General features: G+C 64.4%; 22 protein-coding genes and 5 pseudogenes. 17 read left to right on the top strand and 10 right to left on the bottom strand.

The features are described from left to right. Positions 1-56 precede the first annotated feature (56 nt). Positions 57-947, bottom strand: coding sequence for an acyl-CoA thioesterase II (locus MSIMFI_RS24285; RefSeq protein ID WP_191499492.1), 891 nt, complete (start codon positions 945-947; stop codon positions 57-59). Positions 948-1,296: 349 nt separating this feature from the next. Beyond that, positions 1,297-1,566 carry a hypothetical protein gene (locus MSIMFI_RS28545; protein ID WP_224770411.1) on the bottom strand — a complete coding sequence of 90 codons (270 nt, stop codon included), beginning with the start codon at positions 1,564-1,566 and terminating at the stop codon, positions 1,297-1,299. A gap of 51 nt (positions 1,567-1,617) precedes the next feature. On the opposite strand from MSIMFI_RS28545, the gene MSIMFI_RS24280 reads away from it, so the two are divergent. Next, a complete protein-coding gene (locus MSIMFI_RS24280) occupies positions 1,618-2,493 on the top strand; it encodes an alpha/beta fold hydrolase (RefSeq protein ID WP_191499491.1) in 876 nt (291 codons plus the stop codon). 7 nt (positions 2,494-2,500) lie between these two features. Here the strand turns inward: MSIMFI_RS24280 and MSIMFI_RS28540 are convergent. The 3 genes and pseudogenes from MSIMFI_RS28540 to MSIMFI_RS24270 all read right to left on the bottom strand — a co-directional run. Next, a pseudogene (locus MSIMFI_RS28540) lies at positions 2,501-2,643 on the bottom strand (SDR family mycofactocin-dependent oxidoreductase); the annotation flags it as partial. 40 nt (positions 2,644-2,683) lie between these two features. Continuing rightward, positions 2,684-2,809, bottom strand: a pseudogene (locus tag MSIMFI_RS24275) (IS630 family transposase); the annotation flags it as partial. Positions 2,810-2,933: 124 nt separating this feature from the next. Further along, positions 2,934-3,248, bottom strand: coding sequence for a 2Fe-2S iron-sulfur cluster-binding protein (locus MSIMFI_RS24270; RefSeq protein ID WP_186242987.1), 315 nt, complete (start codon positions 3,246-3,248; stop codon positions 2,934-2,936). Positions 3,249-3,439: 191 nt separating this feature from the next. Here MSIMFI_RS24270 and MSIMFI_RS24265 point away from each other — a divergent pair, with 191 nt between their 5' ends. The 9 genes and pseudogenes from MSIMFI_RS24265 (at position 3,440) to MSIMFI_RS24220 (ending at position 11,739) form a co-directional block, all read left to right on the top strand. Beyond that, positions 3,440-5,053 (top strand): flavin-containing monooxygenase, encoded by a 1,614-nt coding sequence (locus tag MSIMFI_RS24265; protein WP_191499832.1) that lies wholly within the window; start codon positions 3,440-3,442, stop codon positions 5,051-5,053. Positions 5,054-5,183: 130 nt separating this feature from the next. Then, a pseudogene (locus MSIMFI_RS24255) lies at positions 5,184-6,046 on the top strand (SDR family oxidoreductase). A 106-nt stretch (positions 6,047-6,152) separates the two neighbouring features. Further along, positions 6,153-7,334 (top strand): acyl-CoA dehydrogenase family protein, encoded by a 1,182-nt coding sequence (locus MSIMFI_RS24250; protein WP_186242985.1) that lies wholly within the window; start codon positions 6,153-6,155, stop codon positions 7,332-7,334. Positions 7,335-7,342: 8 nt separating this feature from the next. After that, positions 7,343-8,251, top strand: coding sequence for a biphenyl-2,3-diol 1,2-dioxygenase (bphC, locus tag MSIMFI_RS24245; RefSeq protein ID WP_191499490.1), 909 nt, complete (start codon positions 7,343-7,345; stop codon positions 8,249-8,251). 135 nt (positions 8,252-8,386) lie between these two features. Continuing rightward, positions 8,387-8,590 (top strand): annotated as a pseudogene (locus tag MSIMFI_RS28535) (flavoprotein); the annotation flags it as partial. A gap of 169 nt (positions 8,591-8,759) precedes the next feature. Then, the gene (locus MSIMFI_RS24235) at positions 8,760-9,608 is read left to right on the top strand and encodes an IclR family transcriptional regulator (RefSeq protein ID WP_224770410.1); all 849 of its coding nucleotides are present in this window, start codon (positions 8,760-8,762) and stop codon (positions 9,606-9,608) included. Positions 9,609-9,736: 128 nt separating this feature from the next. Then, on the top strand, positions 9,737-10,660 hold the full coding sequence (locus tag MSIMFI_RS24230; protein WP_191499488.1) for an alpha/beta hydrolase: 924 nt from the start codon (positions 9,737-9,739) through the stop codon (positions 10,658-10,660). A 112-nt stretch (positions 10,661-10,772) separates the two neighbouring features. Further along, complete coding sequence (locus tag MSIMFI_RS24225; protein ID WP_191499487.1) at positions 10,773-11,120, top strand: hypothetical protein; 348 nt, start codon at positions 10,773-10,775, stop codon at positions 11,118-11,120. Further along, positions 11,113-11,739 (top strand): Dabb family protein, encoded by a 627-nt coding sequence (locus MSIMFI_RS24220; RefSeq protein WP_191499486.1) that lies wholly within the window; start codon positions 11,113-11,115, stop codon positions 11,737-11,739. Before MSIMFI_RS24225 ends, MSIMFI_RS24220 begins: the two co-directional genes overlap by 8 nt. Before the next feature lie 89 nt (positions 11,740-11,828). On the opposite strand, the gene MSIMFI_RS24215 is transcribed toward MSIMFI_RS24220, so the two are convergent. Then, the gene (locus MSIMFI_RS24215) at positions 11,829-12,716 is read right to left on the bottom strand and encodes an SDR family NAD(P)-dependent oxidoreductase (protein WP_191499485.1); all 888 of its coding nucleotides are present in this window, start codon (positions 12,714-12,716) and stop codon (positions 11,829-11,831) included. After that, positions 12,713-14,644, bottom strand: a complete 1,932-nt coding sequence (locus tag MSIMFI_RS24210; RefSeq protein ID WP_191499484.1) for a flavin-containing monooxygenase — start codon at positions 14,642-14,644, stop codon at positions 12,713-12,715. Before MSIMFI_RS24210 ends, MSIMFI_RS24215 begins: the two co-directional genes overlap by 4 nt. 119 nt (positions 14,645-14,763) lie before the next feature. Between MSIMFI_RS24210 and MSIMFI_RS24205 the strand changes: the two genes are divergently transcribed. From MSIMFI_RS24205 to MSIMFI_RS24180, 6 genes and pseudogenes are all read left to right on the top strand, one after another. After that, the gene (locus MSIMFI_RS24205; protein ID WP_191499483.1) at positions 14,764-16,353 is read left to right on the top strand and encodes an acyl-CoA synthetase; all 1,590 of its coding nucleotides are present in this window, start codon (positions 14,764-14,766) and stop codon (positions 16,351-16,353) included. Positions 16,354-16,433: 80 nt separating this feature from the next. Continuing rightward, the gene (locus MSIMFI_RS24200) at positions 16,434-16,913 is read left to right on the top strand and encodes a nuclear transport factor 2 family protein (protein ID WP_191499482.1); all 480 of its coding nucleotides are present in this window, start codon (positions 16,434-16,436) and stop codon (positions 16,911-16,913) included. Beyond that, complete coding sequence (locus MSIMFI_RS24195; protein ID WP_191499481.1) at positions 16,910-17,779, top strand: SDR family NAD(P)-dependent oxidoreductase; 870 nt, start codon at positions 16,910-16,912, stop codon at positions 17,777-17,779. Before MSIMFI_RS24200 ends, MSIMFI_RS24195 begins: the two co-directional genes overlap by 4 nt. Further along, positions 17,776-18,729 carry an alpha/beta hydrolase gene (locus tag MSIMFI_RS24190; RefSeq protein WP_191499480.1) on the top strand — a complete coding sequence of 318 codons (954 nt, stop codon included), beginning with the start codon at positions 17,776-17,778 and terminating at the stop codon, positions 18,727-18,729. The genes MSIMFI_RS24195 and MSIMFI_RS24190 overlap by 4 nt, the downstream gene beginning before the upstream one ends. 98 nt (positions 18,730-18,827) lie before the next feature. Continuing rightward, positions 18,828-19,904, top strand: coding sequence for a hypothetical protein (locus tag MSIMFI_RS24185; protein WP_191499479.1), 1,077 nt, complete (start codon positions 18,828-18,830; stop codon positions 19,902-19,904). Between the two features lie 17 nt (positions 19,905-19,921). Beyond that, a pseudogene (locus tag MSIMFI_RS24180) lies at positions 19,922-20,526 on the top strand (SDR family NAD(P)-dependent oxidoreductase). Between the two features lie 9 nt (positions 20,527-20,535). On the opposite strand, the gene MSIMFI_RS24175 reads toward MSIMFI_RS24180, so the two are convergent. Together MSIMFI_RS24175 and MSIMFI_RS24170 are read right to left on the bottom strand one after the other, a co-directional pair. Beyond that, positions 20,536-20,832 carry a ferredoxin gene (locus tag MSIMFI_RS24175; RefSeq protein WP_191499478.1) on the bottom strand — a complete coding sequence of 99 codons (297 nt, stop codon included), beginning with the start codon at positions 20,830-20,832 and terminating at the stop codon, positions 20,536-20,538. Further along, positions 20,829-21,965, bottom strand: a complete 1,137-nt coding sequence (locus MSIMFI_RS24170) for a Rieske 2Fe-2S domain-containing protein (RefSeq protein ID WP_191499477.1) — start codon at positions 21,963-21,965, stop codon at positions 20,829-20,831. The genes MSIMFI_RS24175 and MSIMFI_RS24170 overlap by 4 nt, the downstream gene beginning before the upstream one ends. Before the next feature lie 99 nt (positions 21,966-22,064). Here MSIMFI_RS24170 and MSIMFI_RS24165 point away from each other — a divergent pair, with 99 nt between their 5' ends. Beyond that, entirely contained in the window at positions 22,065-23,792 is a 1,728-nt protein-coding gene (locus MSIMFI_RS24165) for a 3-ketosteroid-delta-1-dehydrogenase (RefSeq protein WP_191499476.1), read from the top strand. 1 nt (position 23,793) lies between these two features. On the opposite strand, the gene MSIMFI_RS24160 is transcribed toward MSIMFI_RS24165, so the two are convergent. Next, positions 23,794-24,483: a PadR family transcriptional regulator gene (locus MSIMFI_RS24160; RefSeq protein ID WP_191499475.1), complete on the bottom strand. Its 690-nt coding sequence runs from the start codon at positions 24,481-24,483 to the stop codon at positions 23,794-23,796. Positions 24,484-24,629 lie beyond the last annotated feature (146 nt).

Genomic DNA, 24,629 nt, shown 5'->3' with positions numbered 1-24,629 from the left:
AAAACGGTACGCCTAATCACGGCGTTGCTGAGCCGAAATCCGACGTTCCGCAGTGTCTATCGGGGAGGAGTGGGGAAATATTTCAGCACGCCCTCTTGCACCACCGTGGCGATGAGTTGCCCGGAGCGATCGAAGAAGTGCCCGCTGCCCAGCCCGCGTGAATCCGCTGCTGCTGGCGACGACGTCGAATACAGTACCCAGTCATCGAAATTGACCTGCCGGTGAAACCACACCGAGTGGTTGGCCGACGCCGCAAAGATGCGGTCGAAGCCCCACGACAGCCCGTGGGTGGTGATCACCGAGTCCAGCACGGTGGTATCCGAGGAGTACAGCATCGTCGCGGTATGCAACACCGGATCATTGGGCATCGCGCCCCGGGCCTTGAGCCAGACGCGGTTGTAGTCCAGCCGATCGCCCTTGTCCCGCATTACCCAGGCCGGGTCGTTGGTGTATCGCCATTCGATGGGCTGCAGCGCATTGACGAAATGCGGGACGGTCTCCTCATAGCCGCGCAAGAGCTCGCCAATTGGCGGCAGCGTATGCGGCTCGGGCACTCGCGGCGGATCGACGGCGTGCTCAAGTCCGGCGCCCCCGGACGTGTACGAGATCATCGCAGAAGACAACAACGTGCCGTCCTGCACCGCGTCGACGCGCCGATTGGCGAAGCGGCGCTCATCGCGCAGCCGCAGCACGTGGAATTCGATGTCTTTGGTAGTGTCGCCGCCGTTGATGAAATGCACCGACAATGCGCTGGGTGGAAGGTCGTCACGGATCAGCGTGCGGCTGCTCGCGACGAACGATTGCGCTATGAGCAGGCCGCCGAATGTTCGTAGCGGGTTCTTGCTGGGATGCGATCCGATGAACTGGTCGTCGGCCACACGACTGAGATCCAGTACCGCCAGCAATTCGGTGAAATCAGATGCGTTCGGCTCATCGCCCGTCGGCACGGAGCTCTCCTTGGTGCTTGACGTACCTCCCGCGTCCCGTCACGACGACACAGCATAGTCGCGGAACTGACGGTGTCGGGGAGACCAGTTCGGTGGGCGGCCGCCTACTGTACTGGCTTGGCAAGAACCCAAGGTAGCCGTATGCATAGAGCTGCCCTCGGGCTCGGCCCGATTGGGTCCGCGGTTCGGTGTGTCACCCGATACAGCAAATCAGGATCGCGCAAGTGGCGGGCTATGTCGCGGCAAGCAGCATGGTTCGCAACGAGTCGTCGCCGCTAACACATTCACGGGAGTAGGCACACCTCCATCAAGCCGTTGACAGCTGCGGAAGCGGGAAAGCCGACTCGGACTAGATCGGGTCAACCACCGAAATCAACCAACTGCCATCGACTTTGGTCAGTCGTGCAACGCCGCTCGTGGCGGCCTGAACGGGGTCGGGCCGGTCCTGGCTGACCGTGACTTGATTCAGGAAGACCAGGACTTTCGCGGTGTCGGGATGCAATTCGGTGATCGCCGCCCTGCCGACAGACGCGCTGGACTTAACCCCTTTTGCCTGGCGGCCGCCGCGACACGCAGAACAGTCAGCCGGTTTCAGACTGACCGGGAACGACAGACCCAATCAGCGGAACATCCCTCCCATTACTCCAGACGGGATGGCAGGGTGACATCCGTGGCCAATAATTCCCAAGCGATCGCCGACGTCGACCACGACTTCCGTGAAATCAGCACTCCGGCGGGAACTTTGCGTTACTACGATTGCGGCCTCGATGGCGCCCCGGTGGTGCTGTTCCTGCACGGCTCCGGCCCCGGAGTCACCGGGTGGCGCAACTTCCGTGGGGTCCTGCCCACGTTCGCCGAGCACTACCGGTGCTTGATCCTGGAGTTTCCCGGATTCGGCGTCACCGACGACTTCGGAGGCCACCCGATGATCACCGCCCAGGGCGTCGTGGCCCCCTTTCTCGAGGCACTTGGCATCGACACGGTCCGCATCGTCGGCAACTCGATGGGCGGCGGTGTCGGCATCAATTTCGCCATCGAGCATCCGGATCGCATTGACCGCCTGGTGACGATCGGAGGTATCGGTACCAACACGTTCAGCCCCGGACCAAGCGAGGGCATTCGGCTACTGCAGGAATTCACCGAGGACCCCACCCGGCAGCGGCTCGTCGACTGGCTCAAATCGATGGTTTACGACCAGTCCTTGATCACGGACGAACTGGTCGAGGAACGCTGGCAATTGGCAACAGACCCCGAGACGCTGGCCGCCGCGCGCCGCATGTACGGAAAGGCGACCTACGCCGCGATGATGGCAGCGATGAACGCCTCCGATCGGCCGCTGCCATGGGGCGTCATGCACAAGGTGACCGCACCCACCCTGCTGACCTGGGGTCGGGACGATCGCGTGAGTCCCCTTGACATGGCAATCATTCCGATGCGCACCATCCCCAACGCGGAATTGCATGTATTCCCCAACTGCGGGCACTGGGCGATGATCGAAGCCAAAGACGCCTTCGAAAGCACAGTTCTGGCTTTCCTATCCCGCTGAGCCGATCGGCGTCAAGGGGCAGCGTTACCGCGGTGATGTAGCGCGCCTCGTCGGAAGCTAAAAACAGCGTCGAATTGGCCTCATCGACCGGGCCCACCCCGGGCGAAATGCGCTGCTGACGGCGTCGTTCTGGATCACCGGAGTGTCGATTGCCATATCCATCCCTCTTCAGCGCGGCGCCAGCAGGGCGCTAGTGTCCTGAGTCATTAATTCGTTTGCAGTAGTTGGCGACTGATTCGAGGATCTGGTCGGCGGTCTTGGTCCAGACGTAGGGCTTGGGATCGTCGTTCCAGTGCTCGATCCAGGCGCGGATGTCGGTTGCGACGCCGGACCCAGCCCTCCAACTCGGCGCGTTCATCCTCGGTCAACACGATCTGCGCGGCATGCGGTGACGGCATCACCCATTCTAACAAGAACCCATGAATTAATGACTCAGGACACTAGAACTCAACGTGCACCTCAGGGGTAACCGGTCGGGCCTGGCAGCCAAGGATGAGTCCGTCTGCGCGATCGTGTGGTTCCAAGATGTCGCAGCTGCCCATGTACACCTCGCCTGATGTCAGGGTCGCTACGCAGGAACCGCAATGACCCTCGCGGCACGAGTGCGGCACGTCGATTCCCGCGTCGAGCATCGTGTCCACCAGACTCTGGTCGCGCGGCCAAGGTAGCCGATGCCGCGCTCCGTCCACGTCGACTTCGACCGTGGCTGCTTCGACGCCAGTTTGCACGGCGGCGCATTCTCCGGCTTCCGGCATGCCGCGATTCTGCTCACCTCCTCCGCCGACTTGCGAGTCCGTTTCCGGTGGCCGGGACGCGGACACCCCGACGTCCGGTCACCGGGACGCCCCACCTGACCGGCGCGGGCCACAACTTAACGTAGGCTTCCGTGATCAGTGGCAATGATCGGCGCTCCGGCCAACACGTGGCCTCCGAAGTCGACCAGGCATTGGACTCGGAAATCGACCCCAAAATCGACATCGTGGTCGTCGGTGCCGGCTTCGCCGGCCTCTATGCACTGTACAAGTTGCGGTCCAATGGGTTGACGGTCAGAGTATTCGAGGCCGGACCCGACGTCGGCGGCACCTGGTATTTCAACCGGTACCCCGGGGCCCGCTGCGACGTCGAAAGCGTGGACTACTGCTATTCCTTCTCCGAAGAGCTGCAACAGGAGTGGGACTGGTCGGAAAAATACGCCACCCAGGACGAGATCCTGCGCTACATCAACTGGGTGGCCGACAGACTGGATCTGCGCCGTGACATCACCTTTGACACCCGAGTGACCTCCGCGATCCTCGACGAACATAATCTGCGCTGGACGGTGACCACCGATGCAGGAGAACGAGTCACCGCCCGCTTCTGCTTGATGGCAACCGGCCCGTTGTCGGCGGCATTGACCCCGCCGTTTCCCGGACTGGACACGTTCGCAGGCGACCTGTACCACACCGCCGCGTGGCCACACGAGCCGGTGGACTTCTCCGACAAGCGGGTGGCCGTCATCGGGACGGGCTCCTCAGGCATCCAGTCGATTCCGATCATCGCCGAGCAGGCGTCACATCTGTACGTTTTCCAGCGCACCCCGAATTACAGTGTGCCCGCTGGCAACCGGCCGCTCACCGACGCGGACCGCGCCGCGGTGAAAGCCAACTACGCCGAACGCCGGCGCTTGTCGTGGCGCAGCGGGGGCGGCTCACCCCACATCCCCCACCCGAAGCTGACCATGGAGGCCACACCCGAGGAGCGGCGCGAAGCGTTCGAGACGCGCTGGGATCTGGGCGGAGTGCTGTTCTCCAAGACCTTCACCGACCAAATGATCGATCCGGCTGCCAACGAAGAGGCCCGCAAGTTCTACGAGGAGAAGGTCCGCGCAGTCGTCGACGACCCGGCGGTAGCAGATCTGCTGATCCCCAACGACCACCCGATCGGCACCAAGCGAATCTGCACCGACACCAACTACTTCCAGACGTTCAACCGTCCGAATGTAAAGCTGGTCAGCGTGCGTAACACGCCGATCGTCTCTGTCGACGCCACCGGGATCAGCACCACCGACACCCATTACGACCTCGACGCGATCGTGCTCGCAACCGGTTTCGACGCGATGACCGGCGCACTGGCCAAGGTGGCCATCGTCGGCCGGAAACGCGCTCGGCTGCACGACAACTGGCGCGATGGGCCGCGCACCTACCTGGGTCTGGGTGTCGACGGCTTCCCCAACCTGTTCGTCGTTTGTGGCCCGGGCGCTCCCGCGGTGCTGGCCAATATGGTGTTGCACGCCGAGGCGCACGTGAATTGGATAGCCGATTGCATCGGCTATCTCGACGAGCATGGTTATGCCGCGATTGAGGCCACCACGGATGCCGTCGACGACTGGGTCGACGAGTGCGCCCATCGGGCCGATGCGACCCTGTTCACCAAGGCCGATTCGTGGTACCTCGGCGCCAACGTGCCCGGAAAGCCCCGGGTGTTCATGCTGTTCCTCGGCGGATTCGGGGTCTACCTCAACATCTGCAACGAAGTCGCCGACGCCGGGTACAAAGGCTTCTCGCTGATCAAAACGCCGTGATGTCGAGCCTGCACGGTCACGTCGTCCCAGCGGCGGCGGTGTTCCTGGCCTTCGACCAAGCCCGCTACCTCACCGACATCCAGTTGATCGTCGACGCCGGCCTGAGTGCGAAAGCGTAGGGAATGACCTCATGGGCGTGTATACCGTCACCGGATCGGCCTCTGGAATGGGACACGCCGTCGCGGAAAAGCTCAGGGCCGCCGGCCACCGCGTGATCGGCGTCGACATCAAGGACGCCGATGTTGTCGCTGTCTGTCAACTCCCGAAGGTCGCGCAGGCGCCTGCGACGCGGTATCCGCTGCCAGTGCTGGCTACCTGGACGGAGCGGTGTTGGCCGCTGGCGTCGGCCCGACCGGCGGCGCGGCTAACGCGGAACGGATCCTGGCGGTGAATTTTCTTGGCGTAGTCGAGTTGGCGGAGGCCTGGCTACCGGCACTCGCGGCTGCCGGAAATGCGAAAGTTGTTGTGGTCGGCAGTAACTCCACAACGACAATGCCAGCGGTGCCGAAGCGCGCGGTGCGGGCATTGTTGGATCGCGACGTCGCGGCCGCTGGCCGGGCGGTCCGACTGTACCGTTCGGTGGCCCCCTCGATGGCCTACGGCGCGTCGAAGATCGCCGTCTCACGATGGGTACGACGCACCGCGGTAACACCGGAATGGGCCGGCGCGGGCATCCGGCTAAACGCGATCGCCCCCGGAGCGATCATGACGCCGCTGTTGGCGCAGCAGTTGGCGACTCCACGTGCCGCCAAGGCGGTGCACTCCTTCCCGGTACCGGTCGGCGGCTTCGGCGACCCCGTACAGCTCGCGGACTGGATAGTCTTCATGTTGTCAGATGCGGCCGATTTCCTTTGCGGCAGTGTAGTTTTCGTTGATGGTGGCACGGACGCGTACTTCCGTGCCGACGATTCGCCCCGGCAAGTGCCGACAGCGCAGCTGGTGCGTTACCTGTGGCGCCTGGTGGCATTTCACCGTCGGAGGTCGGGTCGGTAGCGGCAAGCACGGTCCGCATTTCCGCCCGCTCACCGGGATCGCCGGCAGGACTGGGTGCGGACTGCGGTACACCAGACGCAAGCCCACACACGTAAGGAAAAAAAGGATGAGCGATCGGGTACTCGATCGGGTGTTCGACATGGCCGACCAGCTGCGCGAGCAGGGCGCCGAGGCCGAGAGAATTGGCCGTCTCACCGACGACAGCGTCAAGATGATGCGGACAGCCGGCCTGATCCGGCTGCTACAGCCCAAGAGCCATGGCGGGCTTGAGGTTCATCCCCGCGAGTTCGCCGAGACGACGATGGCCACGGCGGCACTGGACCCCGCCGCCGGCTGGATCGTCGGGGTGGTGGGCGTGCACCCGTATCAGCTGACGTATGCCGACCCGAAGGTGGCCGACGAGATCTGGGCCGACGACGTTGACACCTGGGTCGCCTCCCCGTATGCGCCACAAGGTGTTGCCAAGCCCGTCGACGGTGGCTACATCTTCAACGGACGCTGGCAGTTCAGCTCGGGTACCGACCACTGCGACTGGATCATCCTGGGTGCGATGCTCGGGAACGGTGAAGGCAAACCCCTGATGCCGCCACAGATGCTGCACATGATCCTGCCCCGCAAGGACTACCAGATCGTCGATGACTCGTGGGATGTCGTGGGGCTGCGCGGAACCGGCTCAAAAGACATCATCGTCGAGGACGCATTCGTCCCGGCATACCGGACGATGGACGCTACGAAGGTGATGGACGGGACCGCTCAGCGCGAAGCCGGCATGACCGAGCCGCTGTACCTGATGCCGTGGTCGACCATGTTCCCCCTGGGTATCTCCTCGGCCACAATCGGTATCGCCGAGGGAGCGCTGGCCGCGCACCTGGACTACCAGCGGGAGCGCGTCGGCGCCACCGGAACCGCGATCAAGGACGACCCGTACGTGATGTATGCCATCGGCGAAGCCGCCGCCGACATCAACGCGGCCCGCCAGGAACTGTTGGCCAACACCGACCGCATTTACGACATGGTCGCAGCCGGTAAGGAGGTTTCATTCGACGACCGTGCGGCCGGCCGCCGCACGCAGATTCGTGCGGTTTGGCGCGCCGTGTCAGCGGTCGACGAGATCTTCGCCCGCTCGGGCGGCAATGCGGCGCGGATGGACAAACCGCTGCAACGGTATTGGCGCGATGTGCACGTCGGCCAAATGCACGCCATCCATGTCCCGGGCACGGTGTTTCACGCGTCGTCGCTGAGCTCGCTCGGCATCGATCCACAGGGTCCGCTGCGCGCGATGATCTAGGAGTACCCATGAGCGACCTGAAATGCCTCGGCTACATCACCGTTTCCACCAACGACATCGACCGCTGGCGGCATTTCGCCTTCGGTGTGCTGGGTTTCGCCGAGGGTAAGGGCCCCGATCAGTCCGCGCTGTATCTGCGGATGGACGAACGCGCGGCCCGGATCATCGTCGTGCCCGGCGAGACGGACCGGGTGCTGGCCGTCGGCTGGGAGGTGCGCGACCACACAGCCCTGGAGCGGGTCAAGACGACGCTGGACGGCGCCGGGGTGCCGTTCAAGCAGCTGTCTCTGCACGAGGCTGACACCCGGCGCGTAGAGGAGGTGATCAGCTTCGATGACCCGACCGGAACCACGCTCGAGGTGTTCCACGGCGCGGTGCTCGACCACAGCCCGGTGATCACCCCGTTCGGGGCGAAATTCGTAACGGGCGACCAGGGATTGGGTCATGTCGTGGTCCCGGCCACGGATCCCAACGGACTATTCGGCTTCTATACCGAGGTACTCGGCTTCCGTTCCCGCGGCGCCTTCCGGGTACCGGTGCCGCCAGAGTTCGCGCCGGTACGGGTGCGTTTTCTCGGCATCAACGAGCGCCACCACAGCCTGGCGATCTGCCCGGCCGCGCATCTGCGCGCCCCTGGCCTCGTCCATGTCATGGTGGAGGTCGACAAGCTGGACGCGGTAGGTCAGGCACTGGACCGGGTGAACGCCGACGGCTTCCAGCTGTCGTCCAACCTGGGGCGCCACACCAACGACAAGATGGTGTCGTTCTACGTCCGGGCCCCCGGTGACTGGGACATCGAATTCGGCACCGGCGGTATTCGGGTCGACGAAACTTATTACACCGCAGAGGAAATCACCGCTGACAGCTACTGGGGCCACCAGTGGGTCACCGATCTGCCCGCGGCGATGCGGCCGTGATACTCAACTACGACGTAACACACCCGTCCCGGCGACATCGATCAGCGCAAGGGACCATGGGCGGCGTACCTCAACGTCGCCATGGGCCCCGATGCCGACGAGCACTGGATCGTTGACTGCTGCCCGGCGCAGTGCTTGCGGCCGATCGGTTCCCCGATCGCCGCTATCGACGTGCGGGAGAGCACCGGCGGCTTCACCCTGAGTGGGCTGCGCACCTCGGTGGATGCGGAAGTCCTGCATGTCGACGGTGAGCCCGCGTGGGGCTACGCCGGCGGCATCTCGCTCCGGGACGGCAGCTGCTACGGCCGTCGGCCGGAAGGTTGTCAGGCCGCGGGTAAATCAGGCTGGCCTGCGTTAATTCCGCAAATCGACGTTTGGCGCACCCGTTTTCAGGTGTGCCCTACGTCGTTTTTCTCTTGGTGTGTGACAACAGCCACAGAATATGCTACAAACAGTCATATTCCTATTAGGAACATCGCACGACCCGAGTTTGGGAGGACCGCTGTCAATGACCGCCGTCGCCACCGCCGAACCAACCACCCCCAGCGCCGTGATCGACCGCATCTCACTGGTTCTGGATGCTTTTGACGGACCAGGACGACTCACGCTAGCCCAGATAGTGCGCCGCACCGGACTCCCCCGGTCGTCCGCGCACCGGATGCTCGAGCGCCTGGTGCAGCTGCGCTGGTTGCGCCGCAGCGGTCGCGACTACGAACTCGGCATGCGGTTGGTTGAGCTGGGTTCGCTGGCCGTGCACCAGGACCGGCTCGTGCGAGCCGCTAGGTCGATGCTCGGCGAATTGCACCGCACGACGGGACTCGTCGTACACCTCGCGGTCCTGGACGGATCCGACGTCGTGTACCTCGACAAGGTCGGTGACCGCATGATCGCCGCGATCCCCACCCGGGTCGGCGGCCGCCAGCGCGCGCATTGCGCCGCAGTCGGCAAGGCGATTCTGGCCTACAACGACGACCACGACCCGATAGACCTGACCGCACGCAAGACCAAATACTCGATCAGTACCCCGGCCCAGCTCACCGCCGAACTGGCCAAGGTCCGCGCCCACGGTGTGGCCTTCGACCGTGAAGAGTCCGTACCCGGATTCGGTTGCGTCGCCGCGCCTGTCGGTGACCCGGGCGAGGCCGTCGCCGCGTTGTCGGTCTGCGGGCCGATGAACCGGATGATGTTTGACCAGCGGCTCGCCGCCCCGGTCCGAATGACCGCGATGGGCATTTGGCGCAATATCGAGGTCGGCCCACGGCGGGTCGCCCCGACACTGCAGCAGATCCGCCCGCTGCGCCCCGGACCGGGCGCGCGACGCAACGCTCATTCCGGAGCCGTTCTGGAATACGCGTGATATCGGATCCAGCGCAGGTCTGAAATACCATGCTGGCTGGTCTATTTGGTGCGAAGCATCAATCAAATGAACCAGCAGCGGTATCAGCAGAGCCGCCGCCTGCGCTCACGCTGAGTCGGTCTTGACAGGTGAGCCTCGATCCGCAGATCGCCGGGCTGATCCAACAATTGGACAGCGGATTTCCGCCCGTCCACGAGATGACCGGCGCCGAAGCCAGGGCGCTGATCCAGTCCAGGTTGGTGCCTGCGGCCCGGTCCGAATCCGTCGGAATAGTCACCGACCGCACCATCGCCGGCGCTGAAGTCCCCGTTCCGGTGCGCGTGTACCGGCCCGACGCCGCGGGGCCACTGCCGATCCTGGTCTACGCGCATGGTGGTGGATTCGTTTTCTGCAACCTGGACAGCCACGATGGCCTGTGCCGCAACCTCGCGAATCTCGTTCCAGCCGTGGTTGTTTCGGTAGCCTACAGATTGGCGCCGGAGAATTCCTGGCCGGCCGCCGCCGAAGACGTCTACGCGGTGGCGTGCTGGGCGTCCGACCACGCCGCCGCCCTCGGCGGCGACACGCGGCGCCTCGCCGTCGGCGGGGACAGCGCGGGCGGCAACCTCGCGGCGGGTACTGCATTGATGGCCCGTGACCGCGGCGGGCCCGCACTGGCCGGTCAGTTGCTGCTGTACCCGATGATCGCCGCCGACTTCGATACCGCGTCTTATCGACTGTACGGTCAGGGCTACTACAACCCCAAGCCCGCGCTGCAATGGTACTGGGACTGCTATGTACCCGCGGCCGACGACCGGCTGCACCCGTACGCCTCGCCCCTGCGCGCCGACTTGCGTGCAATGCCACCCGCAGTCGTGGTGATCGCGGGGCATGATCCGCTGCGCGACGAGGGATTGGCCTTCGACGCGGCGCTCGAGGCGGCCGGTGTGTCGACCGTACTGCTGCCCTACGAAGGGGGCATCCACGGCTTCATGACCATGCCGATACTCGACCTCGCGCACCGTGCACGTAAGGCGGCGTCCGCGGCGCTAGCCGATCTGCTGCTACGGTAAGGCGGCCTCACTTCCCCACCGTCACCCCACCCCTCGGGGCATGTCAACCGCGACTCCCAGTGGCCGGGATTGCCCGGGCCCGACATCCACTTCGGCGCCTAGCCTTGGGCACATGGTTAACGGTGAGCTCTTCGTCATCGACCGTGTAGTCACCCGCCCCGGCTGCGCCAGAAGATTCGTCGACACCTATCTCGCCGAGTACGCGCCGGGAGCACGCGAGCGCGGCATGACCCTGCGCGATGTTCTCGTCAGTCCACCGATCTGGTTCGACGACGAGGTCAACACGATCACCATGACCTGGATGCTGCCCAGCGCGCAGGCCTGGTGGGAGATGACCTGGAAGGGCAGGCCCGATGCCGCCCTGGGCCAATGGTGGTCGCGGATAGACGAATTGGTCGCGGAGCGGTCCCGGTCTGTCGCGGCGGCGGCCCACGACGTCGAGGGTCTCTGCGATGTATAGCGTGACACGGTTACTCGACGTTGCCGAAGGCGATCGCGACCGGGTCCTTGGTGAGTTGCGTGCTGCTGCTTCCGCAGTCGGCGCGCTGCGCTGGGTGGTCAAACCGACGTTGCCCGGATCGCGAAACGGCGGTGACATTCTGATACACCTGCGCTTTGCCTCAGCAGATCACTGGCACTGTGCGGCAGCAATATTCACCGCAGTCCTCGACAACTCCGCGGTGACCCGGGTCAACGGCGCGAGCTATCCGGGTGAGCCGGTCCGCTGTAACGCTGCCTCGGGCACGGTGTATCGGGCGCTGCTGTTTCGGGTACTGCCCGAGACCGACGCCGCCACCGTCGCATGCTTCGAGCGGGAATTGTCGCTAATGCCGCGTTATGTCGCTACGATCCGCGCTTGGCAGCTGAGCCGAGTGACCGAGGCCGTCGGCGACAACGCGTGGAGCCATGTGTTCGAGCAGGAGTTCTCTGACGTCGAGGGGCTGATGGGGCCCTACGTAATGCACCCGATCCACTGGGCCGTGGTGGACCGTTGGTTCGACCCGGAGACCCCCGATGTGATCATCCGCGACCGCGTCTGCCACAGCTTCTGCACAATGGACGATCCTGTCCTGAGCTGATCCTCAAACCGCACCCTCTCCTCGCGATCAGACATAGAAGCGCATCATCGGCGGTTAATCCATGCGATTCTGTGTCTGCTCGCGCCAGGTTATAGACCGGCGCGCAGGATGTTCGGGTTGGCCGTGTCAGGCGGCTTGAGCGGCGGCAGTAGCTGCGTGCCGTCCAGGGTGTGTACCGGCAACCGCTGTGACCACGGATAGTGCAGGCTGAACGCGACCAGCCCGGTACGTTCGGCGGCGGGAAGGTGGCACATCGCCAGCACCGTCGCGGCCAGGTATTCCACTGGTTCGGTGGGAAAGGTGTCCGGAATCAGTTGCGCCGCACCGGGTGTACGTACCGCCGTCGACGGTCCGACACAGTTGACCGCGATGTTGGCGTCGAGCAGCTCGGCCGCCACGCCCTGGGTGAAGCGGTGCAGCGCGGCCTTCGTCGACGCATAGATCACGTCACCTGCGGTCTTGTTGTACTCGCGGTACGGCCGTACCGGGGCCACCCCGGTGACAGAACCGATGTTGACGATCCAGCCTGCGCCTTGTTTGCGCATATGCGGCACAGCGGCTTTCGTCAAGACGAAGGGGATACGCAGATAATGCTCGAGTGTGCGATCGAATCCCTCTAGGCTCATGTTCTCGACCAGCGAGTAGTCCGCGAAGCCGGCGTTGTTGACCAGGATATCGATACGGCCGGTGCGGTCGAGCACCTCGTCCACCAGCCCGTCGCGCTGCTCGGCATCCTCCAGATCGGCCGCGAGGCCGACTGCCTGTCCACCCGCGGCCTCGATGAGTTCAATCGTCTCGCCGATCGTGCCGGGCAGGACGGACGCCGCACCGGCCCGCGTCGAGGAGGACGGTGTCCGCGAGCGGGCGGTAACGACTACGGTGGCGCCCTCGGCGGCCAGCCGCTGCGCAATCGCCCGGCCGATTCCGCGGCTGCTGCCCGTGACCAAAGCCGTTTTGCCGGAAAGTAACTGACTCATCGCAGCTCGAAGTCGGCCGTGATCGGCGTTCGGTGCGCATGCCACATCTCGACCAGGCGGTAAGGGAACGCGGTGACGATGCGTCCCCCGCCGGACCGGTAATACGTATGGGCCGACGGGGTGTGGCACCACACGGTGCCGGCCATGGTCGCGTCGATGTCGGCGACGTAGTTATCGTAGGCGCGCTGCGTCACTTCCATGACGGATGCCTCGCGCAGCGCCATCAGCTGCAGGCATTCCATGAGGTAGTGCACCATCACTTCGACACCGAAGTTGTGGCCGGCACCGTGTCCTGGGCTGTAGTTGGGCGCCGACGAGATGAACAGGTTCGGGAACCCGGGAACCGTTCCACCCCGGTAGGCACGTGGGATGTCGCCCCACTCGTCGGCCAGCTTCTTGCCGTCGCGACCCCGAATATCCACGGTGGATAGGAAATCCAGGTGGTAGCCGGTGGCGTAGATGATGAGGTCGAGGTCGATCTGACGACCGTCGGCCGTCACGATTCCGGCCCGGTTGATCTTGGCCGGCTCGCTGGCCTCGACGTCGACGTGGTCGCGCGCCAACGCCGCGTAGTACCCCCCGGGATCGCGGATGATCCGCTTACCGTAGGGCGCGAAGTCCGGCGTGACCTTGCGAGCCAGTTCACTGCCGGCACCGAAGACTCGATTGATGTAGTCCAGGCACATCTGCAACAGCACGTCGTTCGCAGGCGAGATCGACAAGTGCTCCGCCGCCCACTGGGGGTCATGCAGGATGACCGGATAGTTGTTGTCCGCTGTGCCCCAAAACGATTTGAGCCGAACCCAATTGGCGTAGTACGGCAGATGAGTGCCCAGCCATCGCTGGTAGTCGGGAACATCGTCGGACAGGCGCCGCCGCGGCGCCACCCAGTGCGGCTGGCGCTGGAACACCGTCATATGCGCCACCTGGTTCACACATGCGTCGACGATCTGGACCGCGGTGCAGCCCGCCCCAATGACGGCGACCCGCTTCCCTGTCAGATCCAAATCGGGATCCCATTGCGCCGAATGGATTTCGACTCCCGAGAACGTTCCCGCCCCGGGCAGCGCGGGCCAGCGTGGCCGATTGAGATAACCGACGGCCGGGATGACGACGTTGGCGTAGCTGACGTCGTGGGTGCCGTCGGGTCCCGTCGCGTGAATCTGCCACTGGTTACGCTGGTCGTGCCACCACAGCGCTTCGACCTCAGTGCCGAACCGGGTGTGCTTGCGCAGAGCGTTCTTGTCCGCCACCGACACAAGGTAGCGCTGGTACTCCCTGCCCTGCGGGTAATAGCTCGACCAATCGCCGTTGATGTCGCGCGACAGCGAGTAGTACGCCGACGGGGTGTCTACGCCGATACCAGGATAGGTGGTGGTGTACCAGGTGCCGCCGACCTCGTCGTTTCGGTCGAATATCTGGAAGTCGATCCCGGCGGCGGCCATCTCCAGCGCGACGGTCAGCCCGGCGATACCCGCCCCGATGATCGCGACCCGGAAGCCGGCGGGCAGCTTGGCCGTGCGCGGCAGCACAGGTTGCGACGGCTGGAATCCGCCCTGTTCCAGCAGCAGCCCCAGGTACTCCGTGCCGACAGCGCCCCCGAGTGCTACGGGCGCGATTCGCGCGAACAGATCGGTGTCGTCTGCGGGTAGGGCGGTGGCGGGCCGAGGCGACTGCAGCGCCGCAACCACCGCGTCGGCCAGTGCCGCCAGCGTCTCGGGATCGGTGACTCCGGCCTGCTCGGGCGGGTCGGGCAGGTAGCTGATCTTCGGGGCAAAGCGGTCGACCACTAAGGGGTCGCCGGTCAGCTGTGCCAGTACAGCCACCAGGATTCCGGGGTCTGCCTGACGTAGGTTGATCCGGAGTTGGTCGGGATCCACGTTCGCGCGTCCGGTGGTGTCAGTCGTCACGGATGCGCCACTGCTCATGACAAACGAGTATCGTGGCCCTCGGCCGCCGCGTGCTGGCGCTTGTCTACTCAGCGGGACACCCCCAAGCCGATATCGGGTCGTCGCGCCTACCGTGACGTACATGCAACGGGTGCAGCATGACACAGCTTGACGATTTCGACGCGGTGGTCGCCCAGGCTCGAAGTCACACGCTCGGAGACATTCCCCGCCGCTCGGCGCGTCGACAGCCCGACAAGACCGCGATCATCGACCACGACGTCGTCCTGACCTTCGCCGAGTTCGAGCATCTGGTAGACCGGGCCGCGGCCGCATTGCACGACAACGGGTTTCGGCCCGGTGACCGCATTGCACTGCTGTCGCACAACTGCTGGCAGTACGCGGTGCTGGCCTTCGCGACGGCGCGCGCCGCGGTGGTCTTGGTTCCGATCAACTTCATGCTCGCCGCCAAGGAAATCTCCTACATCCTGGGCCACAGTCAGGTCAGCGGGTTCATCGTCGAAGCCACATTGACGCCGACCGCCGAGCAAGCCATGGATCTGGGTGGTGCGGTTTCGACGAAGGTCGCGCTGGCGCCACCCGGGGATGTCGCACCGCCCGGCTGGGAGGACTTCGCGCGGTGGCTGACCACCACCACCACGGCCCCGCGCCCGCACGTCGACGACGACCAGCTGCTGCGAGTGATGTACACCAGCGGAACCGAGTCGCGCCCCAAGGGGGTCATGCACAGTAGCCGCAGCCTGATGTGGAACTACATCAGCACCATCATGGCCGGCGGAATGTCGCACGACGACATCGAGATCCACTCCCTGCCGCTCTACCACTGCGCGCAGTTGGACAATTTCCTGGCCACTGCCATCTACCTCGGCGCCACCAGCATTATTCTGCCCCGGCCGGACCCCGAGTTGGTCCTGCACACCATCGAGCGCTACGCCGTCACAAACTACTTCACTCCCCCAACCGTGTGGATCGCGTTGCTGCGTTCACCGGCCTTCGACAACGTCAATCTGTCGAGCCTGCGCAAGGGGTATTACGGCGCCTCGGCGATGCCGATCGAGGTCCTGACCGAAATCCGGGATCGGCTACCGAATCTGCGATTGTGGAACTTCTACGGCCAGACCGAAATGGCGCCACTGGCATCGGCGCTGGGGCCCGAGGAGCAGGACAAGCATGCCGGCTCAGCGGGGCACCCGGTGGCCAACGTGGAGACCGCGATCCTCGACGATCGGGACAAACCCGTCGCGCCGGGCATCATCGGCGAAATCGCGCACCGCAGCCCACATTTGATGCTGGGCTACCTTGACGACCCGGCGACGACTGCCGAAGCGTTCCGCCACGGGTGGTTTCATTCCGGAGACCTCGGTTACTACGACACGCACGGTCTGCTGTATGTAGTGGATCGCAAGAAGGACATGATCAAGACCGGCGGCGAGAACGTCGCCAGCCGGGAGGTCGAAGAAGTTCTGTACCGGCACAGCGGAATCGAGGAAGTCGCCGTATTCGGCCTGGCGCACCCGGTTTGGGTGGAGGCTGTGGCGGCTGCGGTGGTCGTGCGTGACGGCGTCAGCCTGACCGAGGACGACGTCCTGGTGCACTGCAGGGCGCATCTGGCCGGGTTCAAGGCGCCCAAGCACGTTTTCTTCGTCGATGCACTGCCGAAGAACCCCAGCGGCAAACTGCTCAAACGCACACTGCGTGAGCAGTTCAGCCTCGAATTCACCAGTCACTGAAGGGATAACAGCAGAGATAGCATTCCACTGACCGGACAGAGCCGGTGTAACCGGCGCCACACCGGGGTTGACTCCCAGGCATGAGCAACGACATCAGCCTGCAAGAACTGCAGGAGTTCATCGCCGCCTTCTGGTACCACTACGACGAGGCACACTACGACGAGTTGGCGGCCAGCTTCGCGGAAGATCTGCACTACATCAGCCGCAGTGACTCAGGCGCCAGCCCATTCGAGGAACTGATGTCACCCGAACTGCATGGCCGTGACGGCGTCGTGGAATGGCTGACGGAGCATCGCAAGCAGAGCCCCTATCCGTTGCGCCACCACGCCACCAACGTGCACCGCACGGGCACCGACGGCGACGTCACACACGTACGTTGCTACATCTTGGTCAACCAGGTCGCCAACTTCGTGCCGTTCGCCGTGTCCAGCGGCGTGGCCGAGCTCGGCGTGCGCCGCGGCGCGAGCGGGCTGGAGTTTGCCAAGATGGACGTCGTTCTCGACACCACCAACTCGGTCCTGCTGTCCGAGCTCACTGCCGACAGCGCCGCGGGTTCGTGAGCGCACGCGAAACATTCTGTGGCGGCGTCGCCGTCATCACGGGGGCGGGCGCGGGCATTGGTGCGGGGCTGGCGCGATACGCGAGTCGACTGGGCATGACGGTGGTGCTGGCCGATGTCAACGCCGGCGCCGTCACGGCACTTCGCGACGAACTCCACGCAGCCGGCGGCGCGGCGGTCGACGTCGTGTGCGACGTGCGCGATCCCGACGCCGTTCAAGGGCTCGCCGACAAGACCTACCGCGATGTCGGTTCGGTGCGGCTGTTGGTAAACAACGCCGGGGTCGAACAGTTCGGCTATCTGTGGGACACGCCCGTGGCCAACTGGCGGCGCGTCGTCGACATCAACGTCAGTGGAGTCTTCTATGGCGTGCGGGCCTTTCTGCCCAAGATGATGGCCACCGACGAGCACGCCTGGGTGTGGAATCTCTCGTCGGTCGGTGGGGTCGTGGCGATTCCGTTGCAGGCGTCCTACATTGCCAGCAAGCACGCCGTGCTCGCGTTGACCGAGTGCCTGCATTTGGATGTTCAGTTAGCCGGACATGACCACCACATTCACATCCAGGCGGTGCTGCCCGGAGCGGTGGTGTCCGACATCTTCGAGTCGGCCGGCGGCGTCGACAATTCCGTTGCCACGGACGCTGCTGCCGCCGATGCGCAGCGCTCGGCCATGCTCGACATCAAGGCGGCGGCAATGGATCCGCTGGCGGCTGCCGAGATGATTTTCGATCAGGCCACCGAGGGCCGCTTTTACCTGCTGACCCAGCCGGAGCAGGTGAGTTCGGCGATGACCGAACGGGCGAATGTGCTTGCATCGCAACGACCTCCAATACTGCGCCGCAGCCGTTTCGACCCCGCTCAGCAATGACGCCGTCGTCGGAACCCACGCTTGACCCAGATGCCGCTGCGCGGATCGCTTCGTTCGGCGACGTCCCGCCGATGCGCCAACGTGGCCTGGCCGCGTTGCGCGCCGCGATCGAGTCCGCACCCCCGCCCGACGACATGCCGCCAATGGCCGCGATTAGCGACGCCGTCATTGCCGGGACGGATGGGCCGCTGGGGGTGCGGATCTACTGCCCCATAAGCGAATCCGCACAGCCGGTGCTGGTGTACTTTCACGGCGGCGGGTTGATCATGGGGTCCAACCACTCGTTCGAGCCGCTGGCGCGTGCCTTGGCCGCAGCCTGCCAAGCCACACTGGTGGCCGTCGACTACCGGTTGGCCCCGGAGTCGTCACCGCCCGCACAGTTCGACGACGCCTACGCCGCGACCAAGTGGGTGTCGCGCAACGCGAACAACCTCGGGGTGGACGCCGACCGCCTTGCGGTGGTCGGCGACAGCGCCGGCGGTTCGCTGGCCGCGGCGGTTGCCCTGGCCGCCCGCGATCGGGGTGGTCCGGCGATCTCGACGCAGGTGCTGCTGTATCCAGGTCTGGATCGCGATATGACCGCTCCGTCCATCGTCGCACTCGCCAATGCACCGTTGCTCAGCCGCGACGACATCGACTACATGCACGCGCTCGCCGACGGCGAAACAGGCGGACCCACCATCCCTTACTTGGTTCCCGCCTATGCCTCCGACCTGACCGGATTACCACCGGCAATCGTGGTGACCGCGGGCTGTGACCCGATCCGCGACTGGGGCGAACGCTACGCCGAGCGGCTACGGCATGCCGGCGTGCAAACCACCATCACCCGCTGTCCGGGGGTGTACCACGGCTTCCTCATGCGATCCGACGCGACCGCGCGCGGTCGGCTCGCCATCGCTGAGATCGGAGGATTGATGCGGGCCAAGTTCGCCAATCCGCTGCTGTTTTGACGTCCCGATGACCGGACAGCAAGCAACCGCCGCGCGGTGACGCTGCGCACAATCACATTCGTCTGCGGAGATACAGAACCTGATAAAGGAGACAGCTGATGCTCACCGACGAGCGGCGGATGGAGCTTTCCGATGTGCTGCGGCCGGTCGCACCGCCGCGAGAAATCGACAATGTCTATACCGATGATCAGCGTGAGCGTCTGCTTGACGTCGTGCGCACCGAAGGCCCCTGGAAGCTGATCATCGCCCAACACTTCGCCTCTGCCGACGAACTGATCGCCACCATGAGCGGCCTGTTCCCCGAAGGATTCACCCCGTCACTGGACCTGTTCCTCACCCCGACATTCCGCGGCTACCTGGCCAATTACGGCGCGGTGCTCTATCCGCAGCTGCATGACTGTTTCTACAACGCGCGGTTCTTGCAGATGGCCAAGAGCTATTGGAGCGCGGAGTACGCCAAGCCGCAGCTGATGCTGTTCAACATCAACGGGCCGTGCGCTAACCGCGATCCTGGACACCTGGATTCGCCCAGCTTCCGCGGCGTGCGGCACGAGAACGCGCCGACGTGGCTGTGCAGCGTGATGGGCAAGTCGGGTTTGTTCAACGACTACCTGATCAAGATGGCACAGGTCATCACCTGGTTCTCACTCGACGCCGGCAGCGGCTTTACCTACTGGCCCGACGGTCCGCTCAAGACGCCAAAACGGGTGCTGCCGCCGATCAACAACCGCGGCGTAGTCGTGCAGAACGAGATGATGGTGCACCGCGGCGAGGCGAACGGACCACTGGACCAACAGATTCCGGCCGACTTGGCATTCGACACGATGTTCACCGGCGATCCCGAGGATCGCGAGCACTGGCTGCTGAAGAACGGTGAGGACGTGATAGCCCGCCATCACACCGACGACCTGCGGTTTCTGGTGCACTGGTCAGCCGAGGTGTTCTCCGACTTCGACGAACTGAAGATGAACATGGAGGGCTCCCACGATCTGACCATCGAAAAGGCCATCGACATCATGGTCGACGATGTCAACACCAGGGGCATCAAACTCGACATACCCAGCGAACCGCTACACGATCCGGCGTTCATCAGCGCGCTCAACGCCGCCTACGATCTGGGCGGACCCTCGGTATACCCCGAGGAGGCGCAGCTCAGCGCGTTTCAGCTGGCGTGAGCGAAAAGGATTGTGCAATGCGGCGTTTCGCTGATCGACGCGCCATCGTCACGGGCGCCGGCTCAGGCATCGGCCAAGCCACCGTCGCCCGGCTACTCGACGAGGGCGCCACCATCGTGGCCTACGACATCTCTACAGTCGGGCTGGCGGCCACCACGGCCGCTGCCGAAGAGGCCGGCACCGCCAAGCGGCTGACCACGGCCGTGCTCGACATCTCGGTAGAGGACGACGTGATCGGTGCGGTCGCGGTGTAGTGGTCAACTTCACGTCAACGTCGGCCAGCTTCGCCCACCCGTACATGGCGGCCTATGCGGCGAGTAAGGGTGGGATCCTCAGCTTCACGCACTCGCTGGCCCTGGAGTACGGTAAGCAGGGTCTGCGAGCCGTCAACATCCAGCCCGGCGGTGTGTCGACCCCACTGGCCAACACCACTTTGGACAAGATGCCCGAGGGCTACGACATCGGCCTGTGGGCCAAGCAGACACCGCTCATCCACGGCAAAACCAGCGAATTCCTCGGCGACACAAGCGCTGTCGCTGCGGTCATCGCGATGGTCGCGTCCGACGACGGTGCGTTCATCACCGGCACCGAGATCCGTATCGACGGAGGCGCACACGCCTGACCTACCGGACTACGCCGGCTCTGGGCGGCCATCGACGATCGCCAGTTCCCCGGCCGCGACGGCGGCTTCGATGGACGCCCGCAAGGCCGAACATGCCAGAAACAATCCACGGTGGTGACCGGCGATCCGGTCGGCTTCGCGACGTTCGGCGCACAGCGCGGACGCCTCGGCGTTCCACTGCACACTGGTCTGATTCCAGCTGCTTTTGCGAGCTAGCACCTGCGCGCCGCAATTGCGGCATGCGACCGGCATCATCGGCATATCGTCGAGGCGGTTGTCGGTCCTGACCGACAAATCCAGCCTCATGGCACTGAGCCCGCCCCTGCGGCGATGTTCGCCTCGACTTCTTTCAGCCACGCTGCATAGGGCCGTGTGGTGTCGAGCTCAAACTCGAAGCGGTCCACCATGTCTGGCTGCACATCGGCGACGTCGACATAGAACTGTTGATACCAGCGACGCAGCTGATAGACCGGGCCGTCCTCCTCCACTAGTAGCGGGTTGTCGATGCGCGCCTTGTTGCGCCAGATCGCGACATCCTGTTCGAAGCCGAGTTTGACGAAGTCACCGAGAGCGATCGCAGTCTCCATGGCCAGGTCGTCGGGCAGGTCTGCCGATTTCTTGACGATGATGCCGTACTGCAGCACAAAGGAATTCGCATCAATCGGATAGTGGCAATTGATGAGTACGGTGTGATGGTCGGCGTGCTCGTAGTGATATGTCAGGTCATCGATCATGAAGGAGGGGCCCCAGTAGGACGCCACCGATGTAGTGCCGAGCATCCGTGCACCTTCGGTGCCGCCAAGATCGGGACGGCCAGCACTGTTCATGTACTGCGTCGCCACATGCCCTTCGAAGATGTTCTTGAAATGCGTGGGCAGCGAGCCGTGGATGTAATAGAAGTGCGCCATGTCGACAACGTTGTCGATGATTTCGCGGCAGTTGGTGTTCACGACGGTGGTGTACCAGTGCCAGTCGGTCCAGTCGTCACTGGTGGCGCCTTCGATGCGCGGGATGGTGACTTCGGGGACAGGCTGGTTGTGTTCGGGGTCGTTCCACACGAACAACATCCCGTCTTGCTCCAGGGTGGTCCACGTGACGGTGCGGGCCAGCCGGGGCGTGCGCTTGGCGTAAGGCACCTGTTTGCACCGACCGTCGCCACCCCAACGCCAGTCGTGGAAAGGGCAAGCGATTGCGTCGCCCTTGACCTCACCGTTCGAGAGGTCACCGCCCATATGGCGACAGTAGCTGTCGAGGACGTTGATCGTGCCGTCACCGCCGCGGAAGACGACAAGCTTCTGCCCGAAAGCATTGACCGCGTGCGGGTTGCCGTCATCGAAATCTCTGATTAGGCCGAGGCAGTGCCAGCCGCGGGCGAATCGCGTCGGCGCTGTCTGTGCTTCAATAAACCGAACTTGGCGGGCGTCGGATTGCGACTCCATACCGACATTCAACCCTCGGTCCGCCCGGTGGAGGTGACTTGTTCCACTGATCAGGATGAGTCTTCCGCCCTCGTGCATCACCGCCCTAACGTTCCCAACGTGACATCGCAAAGCGCGACGATCCCCGCTGGCCTTACTGTCACCGACACCTGTGTCGACCTGCTCGTGGTCGGCTCCGGCACCGGGATGGCAGCTGCGCTGGCCGCCCACGAGTTGGGGCTGTCGGTGTTGATCGTGGAGAAGTCGTCATATGTGGGTGGGTCGACCGCTCGGTCCGGCGGTGCGCTCTGGCTGCCCGCAGGCCCGGTTCTGCAAGAGGCCGGTGCCGGCGACACTGCCGCCAGGGCGGCCACTTATCTGGACTCAGTGGTTGCCGGAACAGCGCCCCGCGAACGATCAGTCGGATTTCTGACGCACCTGCCCGCGACGGTCGACATGCTGCGCCGGGCGACTCCGCTGCGGTTGTTCTGGGCCCGCGACTATTCCGACTACCATCCGGAGGAGCCTGGTGGGAGTGCGGCCGGCCGCACCTGCGAGTGTCGCCCGTTCAACACCTCCGTTCTTGGCGAATACCGCTCCCGGCTACGACCGGGCGTCATGGAAGCCGGCATCCCGGTACCCACGACTGGCGCCGACTACCGCTGGATGAATCTGATGAGTCGGGTTCCGCGCAAAGGAATTCCGACAGTCGCCAAGCGCCTGACCCAGGGTGTCGGAGGCCTGCTGCTGGGCCGGCGCTACGCGGCGGGTGGTCAAGGTTTGACGGCCGGAATATTCGCGGGTGTGCTACGGGCCGGTATCCCGGTGTGGACCGATACCACTCTGCTGCGCCTCACCGGCGACAAAAACCGCGTGCGGGGCGCGATCGTGGAGCACGACGGGTGCACGGTGACGGTCACTGCCCGCCACGGGGTCGTACTGGCCACAGGTGGATTCGACCACAACATGGACTTGCGCTGGAAATTCCAGTCCGAATCGTTGGGCGCCAACCTAAGCCTGGGCGCCGAGACCAATACCGGGGACGGGATACGCGTGGCGCAGGAACTCGGCGCCGGCCTTGATTTGATGGACCAGGCGTGGTGGTTTCCGGCCGTCGCGCCGTTGCCAGGCAAGGCACCCGCGGTGATGCTGGCCGAACGCTCACTGCCCGGCTGTTTGATCGTCGACCAGAATGGTCACCGGTTCGCCAACGAGTCCTCGGACTACATGTCGTTCGGTCAGCGGCTACTCAAGCTGGAGCGGTCCGGCTCTCCCGTCGCAACAATGTGGATCATCTTCGATCAGCACTACCGCAACAGCTATGTCTTTGCCGCCGAACTATTTCCGCGGATGAAGATCCCGCAGCCTTGGTACGACGCGGGCATTGCGGTGCGGGCTGACAGCCTGTCCGCGCTAGGCGAACGAATCGGTGTCCCGGTAGCGGAGTTCAGCCGGACCATGACTCGTTTCAATCAAAATGCCTCTACCGGAACCGATCCCGATTTCGGCCGCGGCCGCAGCGCCTACGACCGCTACTACGGCGACCCCACGATAAAGCCGAATCCCAACCTGCGTCCATTGATAAAAGGGCCGTTCTACGCCGTGAAGTTGGTGCTCAGCGACCTGGGGACCTGCGGTGGCATCAAAGCTGACGAGCGGGCGCGGGTACTGCGCGAGGACGGCAGCGCGATCGCCGGGCTCTATGCCGTTGGTAACACCGCCGCGAATGCATTCGGCGCGACGTACCCGGGCGCGGGCGCAACAATCGCTCAGGGACTCGTCTACGGCTACATTGCTGCCCTGGGGGCGGCCGGGGAGGCGGCCAGTGCCATGGCAAGCGCCGGCTAGCTTAGTCGACCGCGCGCTTGGCTTCGACCTGCTTCTCGACCTCACGCCAGTAGCCCGGCTTGGGGCGCGGTTTGCCGAACCCGCTCTTGGCGGCCTTCTGGATGATGGCGTCGGCCTCGTCGATTTCCTTCATCAGTTCCAGAGCGAACTCGCGCTCGGCGGCGTAGTACTTGGCGGCCCAGCGTAGCGCAATTACCGAGTACGCCCAGGCGGGCTGGGCCTCGGCCCCCTCGGCGTCCTCGACCGCTTTGCGGTGCCGGGCTTCCGCGTATGCCACATGCTCTTGCAGCAGTTCCTTGAGCCGCGTCGGGTTGCTGAGATGTCCGAACGTCACCCGCAGCAGCACGCTGTGCTTGAGCACCGGCGGGTCCACCGGCGCATTATTGGTCCACTCGGTGACCGCGGCCATGCCGGCCGGGGTGATCTTGTAGAGCCGACGGCTGCGGGTGCCCTCGTCACGCTCCACCCGCGACGTGACCAGACCCAGGCCCTCCAACTTCTTCAGCTCCGTGTAGATCTGGCTATAGGACGGGCTCCAGTAGTAAAGGTCGACACTCCAGTCGATCCATTTCTTGAGGTCGTAGCCCGAGACTTCCTCTTCGTAGGACATCATGCCCAGCAACGCCCAACTGGTGGCGGCAAGGGCCGACTTCACCGACTTCTCGCTGGCCGGGTCCGCTTCGGGGTCCACTTCGCCAGACTAGCAACACAAGTCACAACCCCACGTGCTACGACCGCTGGCCGGGACATCGCGTTGCAGCCATCGCCGCACATTTGCACGCTGTTACTTAATGACCTCCCACGAATCACCGAGTCCCAATGCCCAGCGCCGCATCG

Origin of the sequence: Mycobacterium simulans (assembly GCF_900232995.1) — a bacterium.
GTDB lineage: Bacteria > Actinomycetota > Actinomycetes > Mycobacteriales > Mycobacteriaceae > Mycobacterium > Mycobacterium simulans.
Note: the sequence above shows the minus strand (reverse complement) of the source record. Positions and strands in the feature narration are given on the sequence as shown.